General features: G+C 57.7%; 21 protein-coding genes and 1 pseudogene. 11 read left to right on the top strand and 11 right to left on the bottom strand.

Features of this window, described 5'->3' with window-relative positions; genetic code table 11:
- On the top strand, positions 1-417 hold a 417-nt coding region (locus B3Q33_RS15465; RefSeq protein ID WP_286828919.1), incomplete at its 5' end, for a DMT family transporter.
- A 203-nt stretch (positions 418-620) separates the two neighbouring features.
- On the opposite strand, the gene B3Q33_RS15460 is transcribed toward B3Q33_RS15465, so the two are convergent.
- The 9 genes from B3Q33_RS15460 to B3Q33_RS15420 all read right to left on the bottom strand — a co-directional run bounded on the left by B3Q33_RS15460 (position 621) and on the right by B3Q33_RS15420 (position 12,715).
- Complete coding sequence (locus tag B3Q33_RS15460; protein ID WP_286828912.1) at positions 621-2,138, bottom strand: SpoVR family protein; 1,518 nt, start codon at positions 2,136-2,138, stop codon at positions 621-623.
- Positions 2,135-3,418 carry a YeaH/YhbH family protein gene (locus B3Q33_RS15455; RefSeq protein ID WP_286828910.1) on the bottom strand — a complete coding sequence of 428 codons (1,284 nt, stop codon included), beginning with the start codon at positions 3,416-3,418 and terminating at the stop codon, positions 2,135-2,137. The genes B3Q33_RS15460 and B3Q33_RS15455 overlap by 4 nt, the downstream gene beginning before the upstream one ends.
- 108 nt (positions 3,419-3,526) lie before the next feature.
- On the bottom strand, positions 3,527-5,449 hold the full coding sequence (locus B3Q33_RS15450) for a PrkA family serine protein kinase (protein ID WP_273008896.1): 1,923 nt from the start codon (positions 5,447-5,449) through the stop codon (positions 3,527-3,529).
- A gap of 386 nt (positions 5,450-5,835) precedes the next feature.
- The gene (locus tag B3Q33_RS15445; RefSeq protein ID WP_273008897.1) at positions 5,836-6,642 is read right to left on the bottom strand and encodes a symmetrical bis(5'-nucleosyl)-tetraphosphatase; all 807 of its coding nucleotides are present in this window, start codon (positions 6,640-6,642) and stop codon (positions 5,836-5,838) included.
- A 114-nt stretch (positions 6,643-6,756) separates the two neighbouring features.
- Positions 6,757-7,134 carry a Co2+/Mg2+ efflux protein ApaG gene (gene apaG / locus B3Q33_RS15440; protein ID WP_273008898.1) on the bottom strand — a complete coding sequence of 126 codons (378 nt, stop codon included), beginning with the start codon at positions 7,132-7,134 and terminating at the stop codon, positions 6,757-6,759.
- A gap of 74 nt (positions 7,135-7,208) precedes the next feature.
- Complete coding sequence (gene rsmA / locus B3Q33_RS15435) at positions 7,209-8,003, bottom strand: 16S rRNA (adenine(1518)-N(6)/adenine(1519)-N(6))-dimethyltransferase RsmA (protein WP_273008899.1); 795 nt, start codon at positions 8,001-8,003, stop codon at positions 7,209-7,211.
- Complete coding sequence (gene pdxA / locus B3Q33_RS15430; protein ID WP_273008900.1) at positions 8,000-8,983, bottom strand: 4-hydroxythreonine-4-phosphate dehydrogenase PdxA; 984 nt, start codon at positions 8,981-8,983, stop codon at positions 8,000-8,002. The genes rsmA and pdxA overlap by 4 nt, the downstream gene beginning before the upstream one ends.
- A gap of 128 nt (positions 8,984-9,111) precedes the next feature.
- Positions 9,112-10,440: a peptidylprolyl isomerase gene (locus B3Q33_RS15425; RefSeq protein ID WP_273008901.1), complete on the bottom strand. Its 1,329-nt coding sequence runs from the start codon at positions 10,438-10,440 to the stop codon at positions 9,112-9,114.
- Positions 10,433-12,715, bottom strand: a complete 2,283-nt coding sequence (locus B3Q33_RS15420) for an LPS-assembly protein LptD (protein ID WP_273008902.1) — start codon at positions 12,713-12,715, stop codon at positions 10,433-10,435. The genes B3Q33_RS15425 and B3Q33_RS15420 overlap by 8 nt, the downstream gene beginning before the upstream one ends.
- 90 nt (positions 12,716-12,805) lie before the next feature.
- On the opposite strand from B3Q33_RS15420, the gene B3Q33_RS15415 reads away from it, so the two are divergent.
- The 9 genes from B3Q33_RS15415 (at position 12,806) to B3Q33_RS15380 (ending at position 18,984) form a co-directional block, all read left to right on the top strand.
- On the top strand, positions 12,806-13,810 hold the full coding sequence (locus B3Q33_RS15415; RefSeq protein ID WP_273008903.1) for an aminoglycoside phosphotransferase family protein: 1,005 nt from the start codon (positions 12,806-12,808) through the stop codon (positions 13,808-13,810).
- Positions 13,807-14,475, top strand: a complete 669-nt coding sequence (gene murU / locus B3Q33_RS15410; protein ID WP_273008904.1) for an N-acetylmuramate alpha-1-phosphate uridylyltransferase MurU — start codon at positions 13,807-13,809, stop codon at positions 14,473-14,475. The genes B3Q33_RS15415 and murU overlap by 4 nt, the downstream gene beginning before the upstream one ends.
- An 81-nt stretch (positions 14,476-14,556) precedes the next feature.
- A complete protein-coding gene (gene rpe / locus B3Q33_RS15405; RefSeq protein ID WP_273008905.1) occupies positions 14,557-15,231 on the top strand; it encodes a ribulose-phosphate 3-epimerase in 675 nt (224 codons plus the stop codon).
- Between the two features lie 28 nt (positions 15,232-15,259).
- On the top strand, positions 15,260-15,865 hold the full coding sequence (locus tag B3Q33_RS15400; RefSeq protein WP_273008906.1) for an NlpC/P60 family protein: 606 nt from the start codon (positions 15,260-15,262) through the stop codon (positions 15,863-15,865).
- Between the two features lie 441 nt (positions 15,866-16,306).
- A complete protein-coding gene (locus tag B3Q33_RS15395) occupies positions 16,307-17,251 on the top strand; it encodes a hypothetical protein (protein ID WP_273008907.1) in 945 nt (314 codons plus the stop codon).
- The gene (locus B3Q33_RS15390) at positions 17,235-17,447 is read left to right on the top strand and encodes a hypothetical protein (RefSeq protein WP_273008908.1); all 213 of its coding nucleotides are present in this window, start codon (positions 17,235-17,237) and stop codon (positions 17,445-17,447) included. The genes B3Q33_RS15395 and B3Q33_RS15390 overlap by 17 nt, the downstream gene beginning before the upstream one ends.
- Positions 17,448-17,499: 52 nt before the next feature.
- On the top strand, positions 17,500-17,718 hold the full coding sequence (locus tag B3Q33_RS16620; protein ID WP_414631553.1) for a PIN domain-containing protein: 219 nt from the start codon (positions 17,500-17,502) through the stop codon (positions 17,716-17,718).
- A 329-nt stretch (positions 17,719-18,047) separates the two neighbouring features.
- Positions 18,048-18,470 carry a hypothetical protein gene (locus tag B3Q33_RS15385; RefSeq protein ID WP_273008909.1) on the top strand — a complete coding sequence of 141 codons (423 nt, stop codon included), beginning with the start codon at positions 18,048-18,050 and terminating at the stop codon, positions 18,468-18,470.
- A gap of 13 nt (positions 18,471-18,483) precedes the next feature.
- The gene (locus B3Q33_RS15380) at positions 18,484-18,984 is read left to right on the top strand and encodes a GIY-YIG nuclease family protein (RefSeq protein WP_273008910.1); all 501 of its coding nucleotides are present in this window, start codon (positions 18,484-18,486) and stop codon (positions 18,982-18,984) included.
- Between the two features lie 140 nt (positions 18,985-19,124).
- On the opposite strand, the gene B3Q33_RS15375 is transcribed toward B3Q33_RS15380, so the two are convergent.
- Together B3Q33_RS15375 and B3Q33_RS15370 are read right to left on the bottom strand one after the other, a co-directional pair.
- Positions 19,125-19,754 carry a hypothetical protein gene (locus B3Q33_RS15375; RefSeq protein ID WP_273008911.1) on the bottom strand — a complete coding sequence of 210 codons (630 nt, stop codon included), beginning with the start codon at positions 19,752-19,754 and terminating at the stop codon, positions 19,125-19,127.
- The gene (locus tag B3Q33_RS15370) at positions 19,751-20,212 is read right to left on the bottom strand and encodes a winged helix-turn-helix transcriptional regulator (protein ID WP_273008912.1); all 462 of its coding nucleotides are present in this window, start codon (positions 20,210-20,212) and stop codon (positions 19,751-19,753) included. Before B3Q33_RS15370 ends, B3Q33_RS15375 begins: the two co-directional genes overlap by 4 nt.
- A gap of 157 nt (positions 20,213-20,369) precedes the next feature.
- Here B3Q33_RS15370 and B3Q33_RS16615 point away from each other — a divergent pair.
- Positions 20,370-20,491 (top strand): annotated as a pseudogene (locus B3Q33_RS16615) (12-oxophytodienoate reductase); the annotation flags it as partial.

The following is a 20,491-nucleotide window of genomic DNA, read 5'->3' as shown; positions in this document are numbered from 1 at the left end:
GGCGGCATTGCCGTGCAGCGGGTGGGCGCCGGTCTGCAGCCCATGCAACAGACTGTCGGCGGCCTGATTTTGTCATTGCCGTGCTACGCAGTGGCCATGCTCATTGCTGGCCAGTCGTTTGCCTTTAGCGGCGATCTGCGTGGGCTGTCCGCCATTATCTACCTGGCCGTGTTTGGCTCTCTGCTGGGTTTCTATTGTTATTTCCAGATCCTGTCACGGCTGCCTGCCGCCACGGTGGCGTTGGTCACACTGATTACACCCGTGTTGGCGCTGGCACTGGGCAATCTGCTCAATGGCGAGAGCCTGGGCAGTATGGTGCTGATCGGTGCCGGGGTGATTGTGCTGGCGCTGTCCCTGTTTGTGCTGGGGGACCATCAGGTAAGGCGGCAGCTCAAGCGGTTTCAAGTGGAAAGTTGAAAGTGGTAACGCGGCTCGAACGTTTGTGGACGTTATGAGTAGGCGGCATTTGTAGGGTGCACTGAGCCCAGGCGAACTGCACCGCTGCGGCCCTGGCTTGGTGCAGTTCGCTTGGGCTCAGTGCACCCTACACATTCTGGTTGTTACGCGTTTCTCTGATGGCTGCGACCTTTGCCGTTCAGTCTTGCGGCACAGGCTATTGGTTACGAAGAAACGGTAGGGGCCGGCTCCGGCGGCATGCTGTGATGGCTGACAACGCTGCCGTTTTCCACGCTTTCCAGGTGTACGTCGAACTGCCACAACCGGTGCAGGTGGCGCAGGACTTCCCGGGCGCTGTCATCATCCAGAGGTCGGCTGCTGCTACGCTGGTGACGCAGGGTCAGGGCTCGGTCGCCATGAATGTTGGCGCGCACGATCTGGATGTTGGGCTCCTGAATGCTCAGGTTGTACTGCTCGGCCAGGGCGTCGCGGACCTTGCGGTAACCCTGTTCATTATGAATCGCCGCCACTTCCACGTAATCGTTGTGATCGTCATCGTCGATCTGGAAGAACTTGAAGTAACGGATCAGTTTCGGTGACAGAAACTGCTGAATGAAGCTCTCATCCTTGAAACTCTCCATGGCAAATTTCACCGTCTCGACCCAGTTGGAGCCGGCGATCTCCGGAAACCACTCCCGGTCCTCGTCATCCGGGTTTTCGCAAATGCGGCGGATATCCTGGAACATGTTGAAGCCCAGCGCATAGGGATTCATGCCGCTGTAGAAGGGGGCCGTAAAGGGGGGCTGGTAGATCACCTGACTGTGATTCTGCAGGAATTCCAGCATGAAGCCATCGGTGACCAGACCCTTGTCGTAGAGATCGTTGAGCAGGGTGTAGTGCCACAGGCATGCCCAGCCCTCGTTCATTACCTTGGTCTGGCGTTGCGGGTAGAAGTACTGGGCCATCTTGCGCACGATGCGGATGATTTCCCGTTGCCAGGGTTTCAGAAGAGGGGCATTTTTCTCGATGAAATAAAGCAGGTTTTCCTGTGGTTCAGCCGGAAAGGTGCCGTCCTCCTCGCGACGTTGAGTGGCCGGCTGTAATTGCGGAAAGGTGCGCCATAACTCCGAGACCTGCTTCTGCAGTGACTCTTCCCGTTCGCGCTGGCGACGTTTTTCCTCCACGGCGGAAATGGGGGAGGGACGCTTGTAGCGATCTACCCCGTAATTCATCAGGGCATGGCAGGAGTCCAGGGTTTCCTCCACGGCAGTGACACCGTGGCGCATTTCGCACTCGGCAATGTAGTTCCGCGCGAATACCAGGTAATCGATGATGGACGAGGCATCGGTCCAGGTCTTGAACAGGTAATTGTTCTTGAAGAAGGAATTGTGCCCGTAGCTGGCGTGGGCGATCACCAGGGCCTGCATGGCGATGCTGTTCTCTTCCATCAGGTAGGCAATGCAAGGGTCGGAGTTGATGACGATTTCATAAGCCAGCCCCATCTGCCCGCGCCGATAGCGGCCCTCCACTTCGACAAACTGTTTGCCGAAGGACCAGTGGTTGTAGCCCACCGGCATGCCCACCGAGGAATAGGCGTCCATCATTTGCTCGGAGGAAATCACCTCGATCTGGTTGGGGTAGGTGTCGAGGCCATATGTGTTATGGGCAATATCGGCAATCGCCTCGTCATAGCGCGCCAGCAGTTCGAAATCCCAGTCGGACCCTTGAGATAAAAAGCTCATGCGTCCTCCATGCGTTTCTTGAACAGGTGACGGAAAACCGGGTAGATCTCGCCGGGCTCGTCAATCTGTGCCATGGAAAACGCAGTGGGGTGTTTTTCCATGATGCTTTGATAGTGGTCCCAGAGGGCCTGGTGGGCACGGGGCATAACTTCCACGTAGGAGAAGTACTGCAACTTGGGTAGCAGTTCTTCTTCAATCAACTTGGCGCAGGCCGGGGAGTCATCATTCCAGTTGTCGCCATCGGAGGCCTGGGCGGCATAGATATTCCACTCCGCCACCGGGTAGCGTTCGTTGATGATGTCGCGGGTGAGTTTCAATGCACTGGAGACAATGGTGCCGCCGGTCTCCCGGGAGTAGAAAAACTCTTCCTCATCCACTTCCTTGGCACTGGTGTGGTGGCGGATAAAAACCACCTCGATTTTTTCATAATTGCGCTGCAGGAACAGATACAGCAACAGGAAGAAACGTTTGGCCAGATCTTTCATGTCCTGATTCATGGAGCCGGACACATCCATGATGCAGAACATCACCGCCCGGCTCACCGGCACCGGCACTTTCACATGATGATTGAAGCGCAGGTCTACGGTATCCAGAAACGGAATGCGATCCAGGCGTCGTTCCAGCTTGGCAATCTGCTCGTCCAGTTCCTGCAGGCGAGCCTGGCGTTGCGGGGACTGGTCCTGTTGTAGCAGTTCCTCTCGTTCCGCTTTGAAATCACGAATGCGTCGCCGGGTGGCGGCGGTGAGTGCCCGGCGTCGCATGGAGGCCTGGCGCATGGAGCGGACAATATTGATCTTGGCGGGCATGCCCTGGCTGACAATGCCGCCATGTTTGGTCTGAAAGGTCTGGGCGCCTTCCAGGTGTCGTTTTATCAGGTTGGGAAGCTCCAGGTCCTCGAACAGGAAGTTGAGGAATTCCTGCTTGTCGATTTCAAAGGCGAAGGCATCATCGCCTTCCCCCTGGTCACTGGCCTGACCATCACCGCTGCCTTGTCCGCCTCCGCCTTCCGGTCGCATGATCCGGTCGCCCTGGTGAAACTCCTTGTTGCCGGGGTGCACGATACTGCGTTGCCCGCCGGGGCCATGATGAAAAATTGGCTCGGACAGGTCCTTGCGGGGAATATTGATACGCTCGCCCTGTTCCATATCCTGAATGGAGCGACGGTTCACCGCATCATTGACGGCTTCGCGGATGTGCTTGCGATAACGACGTAGAAAGCGCTGGCGATTGACCGTGCTCTTGCGCTTGTCGTTCAGGCGGCGATCAATGATGTAGCTCATTGCTTCCTCCGGCTATGTGCCCCTTGCGTAGGAGCTATGCTTGCATGGCGAATCATGGGCATTCGCAAGCAGGTTCGCCATGCAAGCATAGCTCCTACGGGGAGTTTGCTACTGCGCCTTGCGAACTCGCAGGTACCATTCTGATAGCAGGCGTACCTGTTTTTCCGTATAGCCTCGGGAGACCATGCGCTGCACGAAGTTACTGTGCTTGCGCTGATCGTCTTCGCTGCCCTTGGCGTTGAAGGAAATCACCGGCAGCAGGTCTTCGGTGTTGGAGAACATTTTCTTCTCTATCACGTCGCGAAGTTTCTGGTAGCTGAGCCAGCTGGGGTTCTTGCCATTGTTGTTTGCGCGGGCGCGCAGGACGAAGTTGACCACTTCGTTGCGGAAATCCTTCGGGTTGGAGATGCCCGCGGGCTTTTCGATTTTCTCCAGATCCTCGTTGAGAGCCTGACGGTCGAAAATCTCACCGGTGTCCGGGTCGCGGAATTCCTGATCCTGAATCCAGAAGTCCGCGTAGGTGACATAGCGGTCGAAGATGTTCTGGCCATACTCGGAATAGGACTCCAGGTAGGCGGTCTGTATTTCCTTGCCGATAAATTCCACGTAGCGCGGTACCAGGTACTCCTTGATGAAGCGGCGGTATTGCTCCTGTCGCTCCTGGGGAAACTGCTCTTGATCAATGCGTTGCTCGAGCACATGGATCAGATGCACCGGGTTGGCTGCCACTTCGGTGTGGTCGTAGTTGAAGACCTTGGACAGGATCTTGAAAGCGAAGCGGGTGGAGAGGCCGTTCATGCCTTCGTCGACGCCGGCCATGTCATGGTATTCCTGCATGGACTTGGCATGGGGATCCACGTCTTTCAGGTTCTCGCCGTCATAGACCCGCATCTTGGAATAAATGCTGGAGTTTTCCGGTTCCTTGAGGCGAGTCAGGGAAGAGAACTGCGCCAGCATGTGCAAGGTGTCTGGTGCGCAATGGGCGTCACGCAGGCTGGAATTGCGCAGCAGTTTTTCATAGATCTGCATTTCTTCGGTGACACGCAGACAGTAGGGCACCTTGACGATATAGACCCGGTCGATAAAGGCTTCGTTGTTCTTGTTGTTCTTGAAGGTGTGCCACTCCGCTTCGTTGGAGTGGGCCAGCACGATGCCGTCGAAGGGAATCGCACCCATGTGTTCGGTGCCGTTGTAATTACCTTCCTGGGTGGCGGTCAGCAGGGGATGCAGCACCTTGATCGGTGCCTTGAACATCTCCACGAATTCCAGAATGCCCTGATTGGCCCGACACAGACCGCCGGAGAAGGAATAGGCGTCCGGGTCGTCCTGGGCGAAATCTTCCAGTTTGCGGATATCCACCTTGCCCACCAGGGCAGAAATATCCTGGTTGTTTTCATCGCCCGGCTCGGTCTTTGCCACGGCGACCTGATCGAGAATAGACGGGTAACGTTTCACCACCCGGAACTGGCTGATGTCGCCGCCGAATTCATGCAGTCGTTTTACCGCCCAGGGCGACATGATGGTGCGGATATAGCGCCGCGGGATGCCGTATTCCTCTTCCAGAATCGGGGCATCTTCTTCCGGGTCGAACAGGGCCAGGGGAGAGTCGTTAACCGGGGAACCCTTGATGGCGTAGAAAGGCACTCTTTGCATCAGCGCCTTGAGCTTTTCCGCCAGGGAGGATTTGCCGCCGCCTACCGGGCCGAGCAGGTAAAGGATCTGTTTCTTTTCTTCCAGGCCCTGAGCGGCATGGCGGAAGTAGCTGACGATATTCTCGATCACCTCTTCCAGGCCGTAGAACTCGTCGAAGGCAGGGTAGCGACGGATGACCTTGTTGGAGAAGATGCGTGACAGGCGTGGGTCCTTGGCGGTGTCGACCATTTCCGGCTCGCCGATGGCCATCAGCATGCGCTCGGGGGCCGTGGCGTAGGCGCTGGGGTCGCGTTTGCACAGGTCCAGGTATTCTTCCAGCGACATTTCTTCCTGCTGTGTGCTGTCAAACCGGGCCTGGTAGTGGCTGATAATACTCATGCCTGCTTCCTCCTGGCGAAACCAACAATGGTCACAACAAAACTACATGCGGTACGTGTCCTTGATAGATGCCTTGATCACTTTGATTGATTATTAAAAAAAGTCGCGTAAATAAAAAATGAAAGTGGGTATTCATGACTGCAGGCCTGACCGTGCAGTCACATCTTTAGCATGTAGCCAAACGGCAGATGAAGTCAAAGCGGAAAGAAACGTTTTTTGGCAGAAAAAGGATGAAGTGTGGCGAATGTCTGACAGGCCGGAGGCGAGCCGTAAAGGGCGGCAAGGGGTAAGCAAAACACCGTTCGAACACGCGCAGGTAGCTGGCAGATTGCCATCGATTTCCGCGCGGTGTTACAGCGAGGGAAAGCGCCTGCCTGCGCTGAGAGTCAGCAGTGGCAGGCGATGCGGGTCAGATCGTCCAGGCGCAGGGCGGTGAGGCTGCCGCCCCAGACGCAGCCGGTATCCAGGGCGTCTACGTTTACCACGTCAGTGTGGCCTTCCAGTGCCGCCCAGTGGCCGAACAGGATGCGGGTGTCAGTGGCCTGGCGATGGGGGTGCAGGAACCAGGGCATGAAACCTTCCGGAGGGGCATCGGCTTCGCCCTTGCTGCCCAGATCCAGATCTCCGGCCAGGTCCACAAAACGCATGCGGGTGAAATGGTTGGTGATGACCCGCCAGCGTTCCGCGTCTTGCAGGGCGTTGTCCCAGCCCGCCGGCTGGTTACCGTACATGTTGGCGAAATACTCGCCCACCTGAGGGCCGCGCAGCACCTGCTCCACTTCCCGGGCCCGTTGCCGGGCTTCGGCCAGTGTCCACAGTGGCGGAATGCCGGCATGGGTCATCACCGCCTGATGTTCAGGGATATCCACCAATAGCGGGCAGTTCTGCAGCCAGCCCAACAGGGCGTCGCGGTCCGGTGCCTCGAGGATATCCGTGAGGGTGTCCTTACGGCGGCTGTCGGTGCTGCCCTGGGCCACCGCCAGCAGGTGCAGGTCGTGGTTGCCCAGTACGGCGTGCACATTCTCGCGCAGCTCATAAACCCGGCGCAGGGTGCCCAGGGAATCCGGGCCCCGGTTGACCAGGTCGCCGGCGAGGAACAGCCGGTCGCGATCCGCATTGAAATTGATTTGTTCCAGCAGGCAATTGAAGGGCTTCAGGCAGCCCTGCAGATCCCCGATGGCATAATCGCTCATCAGCTACCTCCCGTGGCCAGGGGCCCGGCACAGAGCCTTCCACCCGACACCTCACTGTGTGGAACACAGAGGCCCTTCAAGCGTTTGACGTCCGGCCTCAGACGTCCGGCGTCTTCAATGCAGAGCATGGGGTACCGCAAGAGTAAACATCGGGACTTTTGCGTCGAAGTGTGTGCCATCTTCTGCAATCATCTGGTAACTGCCGCGCATACTGCCGACTTCGGTTTCCAGGATGGCGCCGCTGGTGTAGGAAAAGGCCTGGCCCGGGGCGATGTGGGGCTGTTCGCCGATGACGCCTTCGCCATGGACTTCCTGCACGCGCTCTTCGCCATCGGTGATCACCCAGTGACGGGTCAACAAGCGGGCGCTGACAGTGCCCTCATTGCGAATGGTGATGTGGTAGGCAAACACCCAGCGCAGGCTGTCCGGATCGCTCTGATCAGCGAGAAACTCGGTATCTACCGAAACCTGGATATTGTGGCGCGGGGTCATGTTTGCTCCGTTGATGTGAATCTCTGAATGGCTTGTGAGCCGATGCGGCCAGGCTCCGGTGCGGCAGAACCCGGTCAGGCTTTGGTGGCGTCCGGCCGGGTGATATTGGCCAGGGCCACATAGTCTGCCACGGAGAGCTGGTCCGGGCGCAGGCCGGCGTCAATGCCCGCCTGCTCGAACTGCTCCAGGGTGACCTGTGATTTTAGACTATTGCGGATGGCCTTGCGTCGTTGAGTGAAGGCCTGGGCCACCAGCCGGCGCAGGTGTTCTTCGTCGTCCGCCGGGTGGGGCAGGGCAGCATGGGGCATCAGCCGGACCACGGCGGAATCTACCTTGGGCGGCGGGCTGAAGGCCTCCGGGGGGACAAAGAACAGGTAATCCGCCTGACAGTGGTACTGCACCATGATCGACAGGCGCCCCCAGTCACGGGTGCCGGGGCGGGCGGTGAGCCGGTCTACCACTTCCTTTTGCAACATGAAGGTCATGTCGCTGATGGCGTCCGCCTGGCTGAGCAGGTGGAAGATCAGCGGCGTGGAGATGTTGTAGGGCAGGTTGCCGATCACCCGCAGCGGCTTGTCTGCCGGTTTCAGGGTGCGGAAGTCGAAGCGCAGGGCGTCGCTTTCATGGATGGTCAGGCGTTCCGGGCTGTTTTCCTGACGCAGCATGGCGATCAGGTCCCGGTCCAGCTCCACCACGTGCAGATGCGGCAGCTTTTCCAGCAGCGGGTAGGTGAGCGCGCCGCGGCCAGGGCCGATTTCCACCAGGGTGTCGTCTTTCTGCAGCCCCAGGGTACGCACCATCAGGTCTACCAGATTGCGGTCATGCAGAAAGTGCTGGCCGAAACGTTTGCGGGTGCGGTGTTCTGTCATGTGGCGGCAAGCTCCAGAGCGAGTCGGGTGGCGGCGATCAGGCTGCCGGCCTTGGCCTGGCCGGTGCCGGCCAGATCGAAGGCGGTGCCATGGTCCACGGAAGTGCGGATAAAGGGCAGCCCCAGGGTGATATTGATGGCTTCGCCAAAGCCGGCGTACTTGAGCACGGGCAGGCCCTGGTCGTGGTACATGGCCAGCACCGCATCGTGCTGTGCCAGCAGGTCCGGCTGAAAGGCGGTATCCGCCGGCACCGGGCCGGTGAGCGCCATGCCCTGATTGCGCAGGGCATCCAGGGTGGGGATGATCACATCCAGTTCTTCGCGGCCCAGGTGGCCGCCTTCGCCGGCATGGGGGTTAAGCCCCAGCACCAGAATGCGCGGCGCCTCAATGCGGTACTTGCCGATCAGGTCGTCGCGGAGAATGGTCAGGGTGCGGGTCAGGCTGTCTGCCGTTACCGCCCGGGACACCTGACTGAGCGGCAGATGGGTGGTGACCAGGGCCACCCGCAGTTCGCGGGCGGTGAGCATCATCACCACCTGGTCCACCCCGGCCTGTTCGGCGAGAAACTCGGTATGGCCGGTAAAGGCCGGGTCGGCACCGTCGCAGATCACGTTCTTTGCCACCGGAGCGGTGACCATGGCAGCAAAGGTGCCATCCAGGCAGCCCTGTGCCGCGCGGCGGAGCATGCTGATCGTGCCGCTGGCGGTAGCCGGGTCCGGTTTGCCTGCAGTGACCGGAGCCCCGGCCGGGGTGTGCCACACCGGCAGGGTGCCCGGTGTCAGCGGTTGCCCTGGCTGCCAGTCGGAGAGCGTAATGGCCAGGTCGAGTTGCCTGGCTCGCTGGGTAAGGACGTCGTGATCAGCGATGACAACAAGCCGGGCGTCCGGGAAGGATGCCGGCAGGGTCAGTACCAGATCAGGGCCGATGCCTGCGGGATCCCCGCAGGTGATGGCGATGGGGTGGGTCGGCGTGCAGGCCATGGGCTAGAGGAACGCCTGATGCCGGACGCCTGACGCTGGATGGGGAGGCGCCTGGTGCCGGGCCGCCCCCCGCCGTTGATTGGCAAGGCCAGGCGTCCAGCGTCCGGCATCCCGCGTCCAGTGTTCCATCACAACCGAATATCCACGTAGGATTCGCTGCGCTGCTCCTGCAGCCAGGTTTCCAGCTCTTCCTCGAAGCGGCGCTTCTGCAGGGCCTGGGTGGCCTGCATGCGACGGAATTCTTCGCTCATGTCCGCGTCGCGGGTGTCGTCCACGCGCAGGAAGTGAAAGCCGAACTGGCTTTCGAACACCGGCGACAGCTCGCCCACCGGGGTGTTTAGCATCATGTCCTCGAATTCCGGCACCATCTCGCCCTGGGTGATCCAGCCCAGCTCGCCACCGTTACGGGCACTACCCGGATCGTCGGAATGCTCCGCTGCCACGGCGGCAAATTCTTGCTGGCCAGAGGCAATGCTGTCGTGCAGGCGCATGGCTTGCGAACGAGCCTCCTGGGCTGTGGTCAAGGCATCGGCCTTGATCAGTACATGACGGACCTGGAACTGGGTGACCACTTTCTCGATGCCGCCCTTGCGGTCCATCATCTTGATGATATGGAAGCCGGCTCCGGAGCGTAGCGGCTGGGAAATCTCGCCCTTGTTCATGTCGATGGCGGTTTCTGCGAACAGGCTGGGCCATTGGGCCGCCGGGCGCCAACCCAGGTCACCGCCTTCCAGGGCCTTGGGGCCGTCGGATTCCGACGTGGCCAGCTGCTGGAAGTCGCTGCCCTGCTTCAGGCGTTCCACGATGCTCTCGGCTTTCTGTTTGGCGTCCTGGACTTGCTCCGGGCTGGCGCCGGCGGGTAGCCGCACCAGAATATGGCCAAGGCGGAAGTCGGCTTCGAACATTTTCTTGCCCATTTCCGAATTCAGGAAACGGTCCACTTCCCGGTCGGTGATGCGGATGCGCGAGGCAACGCTGCGCTGCTGCAGGCGGGAAATCAGCATGTCCTGGCGGATCTGCTCACGGAACTGGGCCCAGTCGTAACCGTCCTGGCGCAGGGCGGCGGCGAAATCTTCCAGGGTCATGCCGTTCTGGCGGGCAATGCCGGCCAGGGCCTGATTGAGGGTGGCGTCGTCTACCTTGATGCCGCCCCGGTCGGCCAGTTGCAGCTGCATGCGCTCAAGGATCATCCGGTCGAGCACCTGCTCACGCATCACCGCCGGGGGCGGCAGCGGCTGGCCCTTTTCCTGGAATTGCAGGGCAATGGTGTTGATGCGCTCGTCCAGCTCGCTGGCCATGATGGCGCCGTCGTTGACCACGGCCACGATGCGGTCGAGCATCTGCACCTTGGCGTGGGACCAGGCCGGCAACATCAGCACGGCCATGGCCAGCAGGCCAAGCAGGGTGTGTCTGGCGTGCAGCGTGCTTGGTGCAGCGTGCAGCGTTCTATCAATCATACTGTCTCCTGTATCCCGGAATACTGCGCTCCAGCAGGGCATCCACCTGGCCGCCGAAGCCGCCCAGGCCAACCATCTGGATTTGAATCCAAATGGTGCTGTCGGCTTCGAGATCGCCATCGCCATCATCATCCACCAGTTCCCGCTGACTCAGCAGGCGCAGTTTCCAGCAGCAATTGCGGTATTCGGCCCCGGCTATGGTTTCCAGGGTGCGCTTGTTTTCCAGGTCGTACATCCAGCGGCCTACCATGCGCCAGTGGCGATGAATTGGCAGGATGCCGCTGAGTTCCGATTCGCGGATGTCGTCTTCAGGGCGGTCGTGATACCCCACATTGACCACCCGGCGTTCCCGGTCGTTGTAACCGATCTGGAAGCTGGAGCGTTCCCGCTCGTTTTCTTCCAGATCCCATTGGGCTTCAGTGTAGAGGTACCAGTCGCGGGCAAAGTTCCATCGGGCGTCACCCACCAGTGGTGTCTGGTCATCGGTGGGGTCTTCCACGGTCTGCTCGGTGACCACCTTGCGGTCTTCGAAGTAGAAACCCTGGGCCAGGCGCAGCCGAAGTTGTTCGCGGCCGGTGGCATCATGGAGGAAACGGCTGGTCAGGCCCAGCGCCAGTTTTTCCTCGTCACCAATGCGGTCGTAGCCGATAAAGCGGTTTTCCCGGAACAGCGAGTTGTAGGAGAAGGTCAGCTCGCGGCTGTCAAAGTTGGGCAGGAAGTCCTGATTCTTGAACGCCACCTTGTTGACGAACAGGCGCGGTTCCAGAGTCTGGGTGAAGTCTTCACCAAACCAGCGGCTGGGGCGCTCGAAGAACAGCCCGGAATCCACACTGGCCCCCCAGGTGGTGATATCCGGATTGTCTTCCGCGTTGGCGTCCACACTGTCCAGCTCATAGCGGGTGTGATACAGCCGGGCGCGGGGTTCCAGATAGCCCCAGGGTTGCTGCAGGCGCAGGTTCAGGGCCGGGGCCGCGTGGGCGCGCAGGCCGGTGGCCTTGCCGCTGTCATCGGACCCGCTGCGCTCGAAAGAGGTGATATCGGACAGCCACAGCCCTTTCAGGGGGCCATACAGGGTCGGGTCACCGGTGAGCTGCAACTGTGGCAGACGGCGGTAAGGCAGATCCTGATCCGCCAGGGTCGGGTCGATGGTCTGCCAGGACTGCATGCGCCCCAGGACCTGCCAGGTGCGGCCGTAATAGCGGGCTTCCGCCAGCCGGGGCAGGTGGGTCTGGGAGCTGATTTCCAGGCCGGTGTCCAGGTCCTTGAAATAGAAGTCGTCCGACACGTAATTGAAGTCGGTCTTCAGGTTCCAGCGGTTGATATTGCCGTTATGGGTCCAGCGGGCCACCTGCCGGTCTTCGTCATCGAACTTGCGGTCGTTGAACAGCACCCCGTAGCTGATGTCGCCTTCGCCCCAGGGCGTCAGGTAGCGGAATTCGGAGTCCACCCCTTCGCCACGGCCATCGATAAAGCGAGGGCCGATGGTGGCATCCAGCTGGGGGTGGATGTTCACGTAGATCGGCTGGGTAATGTCCAGGCCGCCGCTGCTGTCACCGATAGCAATGGTGGGGAACAGCAGGCCGGTCTTGCGGCGGTCGTCAATGGGGAAGGTCATCCAGGGCAGCCAGAAGATCGGCATGCTCTTCACCTTCAGCACCACATTATTGGCTTCGCCCCAGCCCTTTTCCCGGTCCAGGAAAATACGTTCCCCTTCCAGCGACCAGCCATTGGAGCCCGGCGCACAGGTGGTGTAGGTGCCACGGGTAATGGTGGTGGTGGTTTCGTTGAGGAAAATATAGTCGGCGCTGCCGCGGGCGGCGGTATTGAACAGGGAATAGCGCACACCCAGCAGGCTGCCTTCCTTGCGGCGGGTTTGGCCGCTCATGCTGGAGGCAATAAAGGTGGCCTGGTCGCTTTCCAGGCGCATGCCGTTTTCCAGCTGGAACTTGCCGGTGGCCTGGTCCAGTTGCGCGCTGTCAGTGGTAATGCGGCTGCCTGGCTGTTCGATCAGTACGTCGCCGTCCAGCTCGATCAGGCCATTCTGCGACATGGTGGAGTGGTCGGCGGTGACCACGGTGTCGCTGCCTGCCACGGGGATGCCCACGGCCGGGTTATAGTAGATGCCGCCACACCATTCCGGGATGCTGCGCTGTTGCACGGCAGGGAACGTGGCCATTTCTTCGCGGTCAACCCAGTTAAGGTCGTTGTCCGCGGTGCTGGTGCCTGCCAGTAGCAGCAGGCCGGGGATAAGAATTCGTTGTACGGGCAGTGGCATCGGCTGCTCAGAACAGGTAAAAAGGCCGTTTTGTACAGCGGCGGCAATTCCGCCCTGTAAAAGCGGCAGTGTAATCGAACAAGGAAGGCAATGCAGCCTGATAAAAGTAAATCCGACAATAAGGCCGACCCCCGCAAGGTCGCCCTGGACCAGTGGGTAAGTGCTTACCTCGGTGCCAGTGTGGCGGGTGAGCCGGCTTCCGCGGATGCCAGTTTCCGTCGTTATTTTCGCTATCAGCATGGTGGCCGCAGCCTGATCGCCATGGATGCGCCGCCGGCCCAGGAAGATTGTCGCCCCTTTATCGACGTGGCCCAGCGTCTTCAGCGTGCCGGCCTGCATGTGCCGGAAATCGTCCATCAGGATCTGGAGCAGGGCTTTTTGCTGCTCACCGATATGGGCAATGAAACCTGGCTGACCGCCCTGAACGAGAACAATGCGGATGCCTGGTATAGCGCCGCCATCGATACCCTGATTACCCAGCAGTTGCATACCGATGTGAGCGGCCTGCCAGTCTATGACGAGGCCCTGCTGCAGCGGGAGCTGGAGCTGTTCCCCCAGTGGTACCTGTTTCGCCACCGGGAAAAGGTGGTCACCGGCGAGCTGCGCCAGCGCCTGGACCGTGTGTTCACTGTGCTGATCGAATCGGCCCTGGCCCAGCCGCAGGTGTTCGTGCACCGGGACTACATGCCCCGCAACCTGATGGTGTCCGACCCCAACCCCGGCGTGCTGGATTTCCAGGACGCGGTGGCCGGCCCCATCAGCTATGACGTGATCAGCCTGTTCAAGGATGCCTTTATCAGCTGGCCGGAAGAGCGGGTGCTGGGCTGGCTGCGCCAGTATTTCGACAAGGCCACCGTCGCGGGCCTGCCGGTGCCGGCGGACTTCGATACCTTCCTGCGCGATTGCGATCTGATGGGCGCCCAGCGCCACCTCAAGGTGATCGGCATCTTTGCCCGCATCTGCCACCGGGACGGCAAACCCAAATACCTGGGCGATGTGGCCCGATTCTTCGCCTACCTGCGCACCGTCATCGCCCGCCGCCCGGAGCTGGCGGACCTGGAGTGGATTCTGGATCAGCTCGAGGACAACGAGTGAAGGCCATGATCCTGGCCGCCGGCTACGGCAAGCGCATGCGGCCCCTCACCGACCACACTCCCAAGCCGCTGTTGCAGGCCGGCGGCAAGGCGCTGATCGAGTACCACATCGAAAAACTGCGCGACGCCGGCATCGACTCCCTGGTGATCAACACCGGCTGGCTGGGCGACCGGCTGGCCGCCACCCTGGGCGATGGCCGGCGCTTCGGCATCCCCATCGTCTATTCCCATGAAGGCACCCCGCTGGAAACCGCCGGCGGCATTCGCCGGGCGCTGCCCTTGCTGGGGGATGACCCCTTTGTGCTGGTGAATGGCGATATCTGGACCGACTTCGACTTGTCCCGGCTGGTGGCAGACCGTCCCGACCCGGTGCATCTGGTGCTGGCGGATAATCCTGACCATCATCCGGGCGGGGATTTTCATCTGACAGAAGGGGGCCGGGTGCGCGATAATGGCGAACCCAGGCTGACCTATGCGGGCATGGGGCGGTTCGATCCGGCCCTGTTCCGGGATCTGCCCGATGGCGAAGCGAAACTGGCGCCGCTGCTTCGCGCCGCCATGGCAGAGGATGCCGTCAGCGGTGAGCACCACCCCGGCCAGTGGTGGGACATCGGCACCCCGGAACGCCTGGACGAACTGGACCGATTGCTGGCCGGCTCCCCGTAGGAGCCATGCTCGCATGGCGAACCCGCAGGGGCGTCAGCCAAGTAAGCCCAGCATCCCAACATTCTGATTTAAGGAACCCTCATGCCCAAGCAGGATTATCTGATCGCCCCCTCCATTCTCGCGGCCAACTTCGCCCGTCTCGGGGAAGAGTGCGATAACGTGCTGGCCGCCGGGGCGGACGTGATCCACTTCGACGTGATGGACAACCACTACGTGCCCAACCTGACCATCGGCCCCATGGTCTGCAAGGCCTTGCGCGACCACGGCATCACCGCGCCCATCGACGTGCACCTGATGGTCAGCCCGGTGGATGACCTGATTACCTCGTTCGCCGAAGCCGGCGCCAGCTATATCACCTTTCACCCGGAAGCCAGCCAGCACGTGGACCGCTCCCTGCAACTGATCAAGAGCCACGGCTGCAAAGCCGGCCTGGTCCTTAACCCGGCCACCCGCCCGGACTGCCTGGAATACGTCATGGACAAGCTGGACATGATCCTGCTGATGAGCGTGAACCCGGGCTATGGCGGCCAGAAGTTCATTCCCACCACCCTGGACAAGACCCGTGTCGTGCGTGAGCTGATCGATGCCAGCGGTTACGACATCCGCCTGGAAGTGGATGGCGGCGTTTCTGAAAAGAACATCCGTGACGTGGCTGCCGCCGGCGCCGATACCTTCGTGGCCGGCTCCGCCATCTTCGGCAAGGACGACTACGCCGCCGTCATCCAGCAAATGCGCGAGGAGCTGGCGCAGGCCTGAGGGCCTATGCCGCTCAGGAGGGAACCGAATGGCCACACCGCTGCCTTATCCCTCCATGCGCCACACCCTTTCTCTGTTAAGTTGTTTGCTGCTCCTGCTGGCCGGCTGTGCCGGCAGGATACCCGCTGGCGCGGAATCGGCCCCCGAAGGCCCAGCAACAACCCGTGCCAAGCAAAAAACCAGCCCAGGCAACACTGCCCCGGATCTCCAGTCCCAGCAGGAAATGGATGCGCTGGTGGCAGAAGTGATGTCCGAAGCACCACCCCTGCGCGTTTCCCTGCAAGCCCAGCACGAAGACTGGAAGGGCGTTCCCTACCGCTACGGCGGCCTGAGCCCCCGCGGCGTGGACTGCTCCGGCTTCGTCTATCTCACCTTCCTGTCCCGCCTGGGCATGGAAGTGCCACGCACCACCCTCGAACTGCTAAGAAGCGGTGAAAAGGTAAAGCGCGACGACATCCGCGTGGGCGACCTAGTGTTCTTCCGCACAGGCCCCGGCAACCGCCATGTAGGCATCTACATGGGCAACGGCGATTTCCTCCATGCGTCCTCCAGCCAGGGCGTGATGACCTCGTCCCTGAGTAATCCCTACTGGCGCCAGCGTTACTGGCAAGCGCGGCGTCTGGCAGGCCTGTAATACGCTCAATCTCGTGTCCGCCTGGCGTTACCGCACCTACCCTCTATCGAACGAGTAGGGTGCACTGAGCCTAAGGCGAACTGCACCATTTCCCACCCATGCGGTGCAGTTCGGTCCAGGCCCAGTGCACCCTACGCAAACCGTAATTCATCCGCTGTACCCGAAGCGTCCCGCTTATTGTCGTCCTGATATGTGGCCACTCCACCTCCAGTTTTTCACCTTCGCGCAAGTTGAGTTTGTAGGATATGGCTTACAGAAAATTGTAAGTTGCTGAGATAAAATGGATTTTCATATTCGTGGATGCAAGAAAAGCTAGGTGAGATAGGTTGCTGATTTGGTGTGATTTAAGGAAAAATCTTGACCGGGGGTATATTGCAAAGCGATATATCGCATTTTCGACTTAATACGTTGTTAAGCAAAAAAATAAAGTAAGGAGTTGTTTTGAATAAACCCTCTGTTCAGCATCTATCTGAAGGGCGAAATGCTTGGAGGCTAGGTGCCATTGGATTTTTTACTCGGCTAAAAGGAATTGCATTAACTGCTTTGCTTACGCTCATTACAATGGGGGCCCCATGGTGGATTCCCGAAAACTATAAAATTAGTGGTCAGGTAACTATTAAGTACCAAGATTTGATAATAGGGTCACTTATTGTGTTAAGTGGGTTTTTCACTTTTTCCTTTTATTATCTAAGGAAAAGGAGTATTCGCTCGTTAGATACAAAATACTATTTGCACCAACTAAGTCACGACATTCGAGATAAGCAGACGGATTTGCATGAGAAGTTGTTTGATGATAAGAAATATAGTCTGGGAAAGCTTCATAAAGACTTAGAGATTTTGCTAAGTGAAGTATCAGAAAATATATCTTCGCATTTTAAATTAATTACTGGAGATTCAACTGTTTGTGTCGCCATTCGTCTTGCGAGATATGAAAAATCCGACCGCCAAATATACTATAGAACATATGCTAGATCTAAAGGGTTTAATCCTCAAAGGAAAAAAAATTCTCAGGACATACCGGCAAACAAAGGAATTCCGAGGTTTTTGAAAGAAGATAATGATGGGCAGGGAGTGCTCATTTACAACAATCTTAAAGCTGCAAAGGAGAATGGTACTTATTTCTTCACTAAAAACGATGAAAAGTTCCCAGATGATGTCAAAACGATGATGGTGGCCCCTCTAAATGCTTGGTCTGGAAGAAGAGAAAGTATGATTGGTCTTTTATATATAACAAGCCGTGATGCTGGTGTATTTAAGCCAATTCACGTTGACGCCATGGCATTTGCCGCGGACTTAACAGCTTCAGCCGTAGCTAATTCCTTTGAAATTGTAAAGGAAAAAGTCAGAAATGGTGACTCTAGGAGTGACTATGCAAAAGCTATTTAAAGCTTTTTTCTTGGTCCCAGAAGACATAGGTATTCAGAAGTTTTCCGAAAGTGAAGTGGCAGAAAAAATGTCTGAGATTGACGCTGCTGAGGATGATTCACTTAAAGATTTTGCAGCTCTTGTATCTAAAGTCCTTGATGAAGGTGACGCAAGCCTAACAAGTATTTCCAGCGGACTCGATAAATCTCGACGCTGAAATAGGTTTGAATTGAATCGAATTCAGTGCGAGAGATAAAAGTAAGGGCTATATGAACTACATATTCCTCGATACATGTGTTCTGCTGGATATTTCAACGAAAAGAAATGACCTCCCTCTTGTGTCTGCCCTAGAGGGGCTGGTGAGCTCAAGTAAGGTGAAATTAGTCTTGGCTGATCTGGTCGTTGGGGAGTATGAAAGAAATAAAGAGGGTCAGGGAATTGGGGTCAGGTCTTGCCCCGTGCGTCAAGTAGCAAAAGGCAAGACCTGACCCTGGATTGAGACCCGAAATCACAGCACCAAGGCGAAACCCGCTAGAAAAGCGGGCGATCTTTGCCGCTAAGAAAACTCCTGCCCCGGCCTCTTCGTTTACCGAAACCCGAAAAATGGGGTCAGGTCTCCCATTTCCCAGGCTGTAGGATTAATGGGAAATGGGAGACCTGACCCCCAATGGCTCCGCTTTCAAGGGGAGGGGCTATAGATGTTAGTTGTTGCAGGGCTTTTCTCGTTGAGAGCCGCAATGGCAGTGCCAGTACAGTTGTGAGACTTTTTTGAGGGGGATGGATGAGGCCGGGTATTTGGGTTTGGGGGGTAGCGATCTTGTTTGGTTTTGTCGGAGTGCGGTTTCTATCAATATATATGAAAAATGATGGTGATCTGCATTTTACTGATGAATCTGCGGCGATGGCTTCAACTGCAGTTAGGGCTGAAATTATCAATCCTAGCGAGGTTTCTGTTGTTGTCGAAAATAAATCAAGGTTTGGATATGTTGATCTGGCTGTAAGCTGTACCTTTACAGGGGCGAGTGGATCTGAAATAAAATCGGATTCAGTTCCTATTTATAAAGAGTTTCCTGCTTATTCTAATCCTGTGATTACTATTGTTAGGTTTGGTGTTCCTAGTCAAGCGGCTAGTGTTGAGTGTGTAGGCTATGAGGCTGAACTTAAAACTGAACGATTGTGTTCTGTTGTTATATCCGGAGAGTCGAAGGGTGAAATGAATTGTAAGGATGTAGAGCTATAGTTGAGGGGGCGCCATGTTGTTTGAAATTAAAGGTATTTGCCAAAATTGTGCAGAAAATGTGAATGTTCTAGTTCATAACGGAGATCCTATAAGTCAATGCCCATCCTGCAATGAGGACCCCTTTGAAGTTGAGAGAATTGCTGGCGTTGTTTATGTGGTAAAGAATAAAAATCAGGTTGGTGTGAAAATAGGGCAAACGGCAAAAACGGTTGAGGAAAGAATCAAGCAGCTTTCATCGACTGGAGTTGCTGGTAAGTTTGAGGTGGTTGCAATATTCCCAAGTACAAACCCAAAAAAGGATGAGAAACGGGCCCATGAAAAGCTTCTGAATAAAAAACTTGAAAAGGAGCATTTTGACTTGGAGCCTGTTGAGGCCGCGTTAAAGGTTTATAGGGTTTTCAATAAGAGAATAATGCCTATTTTTTATGACGATGACATAAAAGAAAGATTTTACTTGGAGTTGGAGAAAGCTAAAATCGAGATGCAGCTTAAACTCAAGGGGAAGAAGGTATAAAGGGTTGCGAGGATCAGTTTTCTCTGTGCGTATTTGGGGGGCTAAGCAGAACAGTGGGGTATTGTCCCATGCTTCAGGTAGAAAATAGCAAAGGCTAATAATACTGGGTCAGGTCTCCCATTTCCCAAAGCGTGCGGCAATCAGCCCTCCGAGAGCTCTACCAATGCCCGGCTAAGGTTATCTCGCGCTGACACTTCAAGGCGCTCGCTCAGCTCAGCCGTATGGTAGAGCACTGGCTGATCCAGAAAACTCCGCAACACCGCACTACGCCCTTTCCGAAACGCCGCTCCCGGCACAAAGTCATATTCCTGCCGAATCCACCCTTCATACCGGTCATACAATTCCGCATCTGCCCCAAGAATACTCAGATCAATATCCTGCAGCAGGGCCATGTCCGGGTCTGTGGGTGGGTGCGGGTGGATGGTGGCCAGGATGAGTTCGTGTACTCGGACGCGCTGTTGGTTGGTCAGCGTGCTATCAGCAAAGTTCTGGGCAAACCAGTCCGCACTGCGAATTTCGTTATCGCTGGCGCGGGGATCATAAATCACATCGTGGGCCCACAGGGCCAGTTCCAGGCAGAGCGGGTCTTCAGCGAGGTGTCGGTAGTGATCCAGCCAGCCCAGGCAGGCGGCGATGTGGTCCAGGGTGTGGTAGTGGCGATGGTGCTCGCTGTAGTGGGTGGCTAGTTGTTGCCAGGTGTGGTCCGGATCAGGCAGTAGCGGGGCGACGACGGTGCGCCATCGTTGTTGCAGGGCTGACGCAGTGGTCATCCCGCTTCCTCTAATGGCCTGCCGTCTTCATCCACAAAACGCACATCCCGCACGGTGAGGGCTTGGCCTTTCTGATTCTGCACCGTAACCGGCGCCAGCGGCTCTCCGGTCTGGCGGTCCACCAGCTGCATGCTGTCCTTTTCCCCGTTCCAGCGTTCGCTCCACTGGCGCAGGGCGGTGACTACCGTAAACAGGTCGCGGCCCTTGTCGGTGAGGCGGTATTCGTAGCGCTTGCCATGTTCGCCCACGTCCACGCGCACCATGACGCCGTTGTCCACCAGGCGGGAGAGGCGGTTGCAGAGGATGTTCTTGGCGATGCCCAGGTTGTGCTGGAAATCCACAAAGCGGCGGGTGCCCAGCATGGCCTGCTTGACCACCAGCAGGGACCACCAGTCACCGACCTCATTGAGGGCGCAGGCCACCGAGCAGCCCATTTCATCGAAACGTTTACGTGTCATGGGTGGCATTGTACGCCAGAAAGGTTGCATAACGAAACCAAATAAGGTTTTATAACGCAACCAAATTGAGGGCCGTCGATTGATGGCCTCGCTGATTCTGTTGTTTTTACCGCGCTCGCTTGAGCGCCAGAGTGAAATGAAATTCGGGAGAGTAATCATGAGTGGTTCCCTGGACAGCCTGCTGCGTCCTTTTGAGCATAAATCCCTGAAGTTGCGTAACCGGGTGGCCATGGCCCCCATGACCCGCACCTTCTCGCCGGGCTATGTGCCCAATGACGA

Source organism: Alcanivorax sp. UBA3183 (assembly GCF_002364155.1).
GTDB classification, from domain to species: domain Bacteria; phylum Pseudomonadota; class Gammaproteobacteria; order Pseudomonadales; family Alcanivoracaceae; genus Alcanivorax; species Alcanivorax jadensis.
Note: the sequence above shows the minus strand (reverse complement) of the source record. Positions and strands in the feature narration are given on the sequence as shown.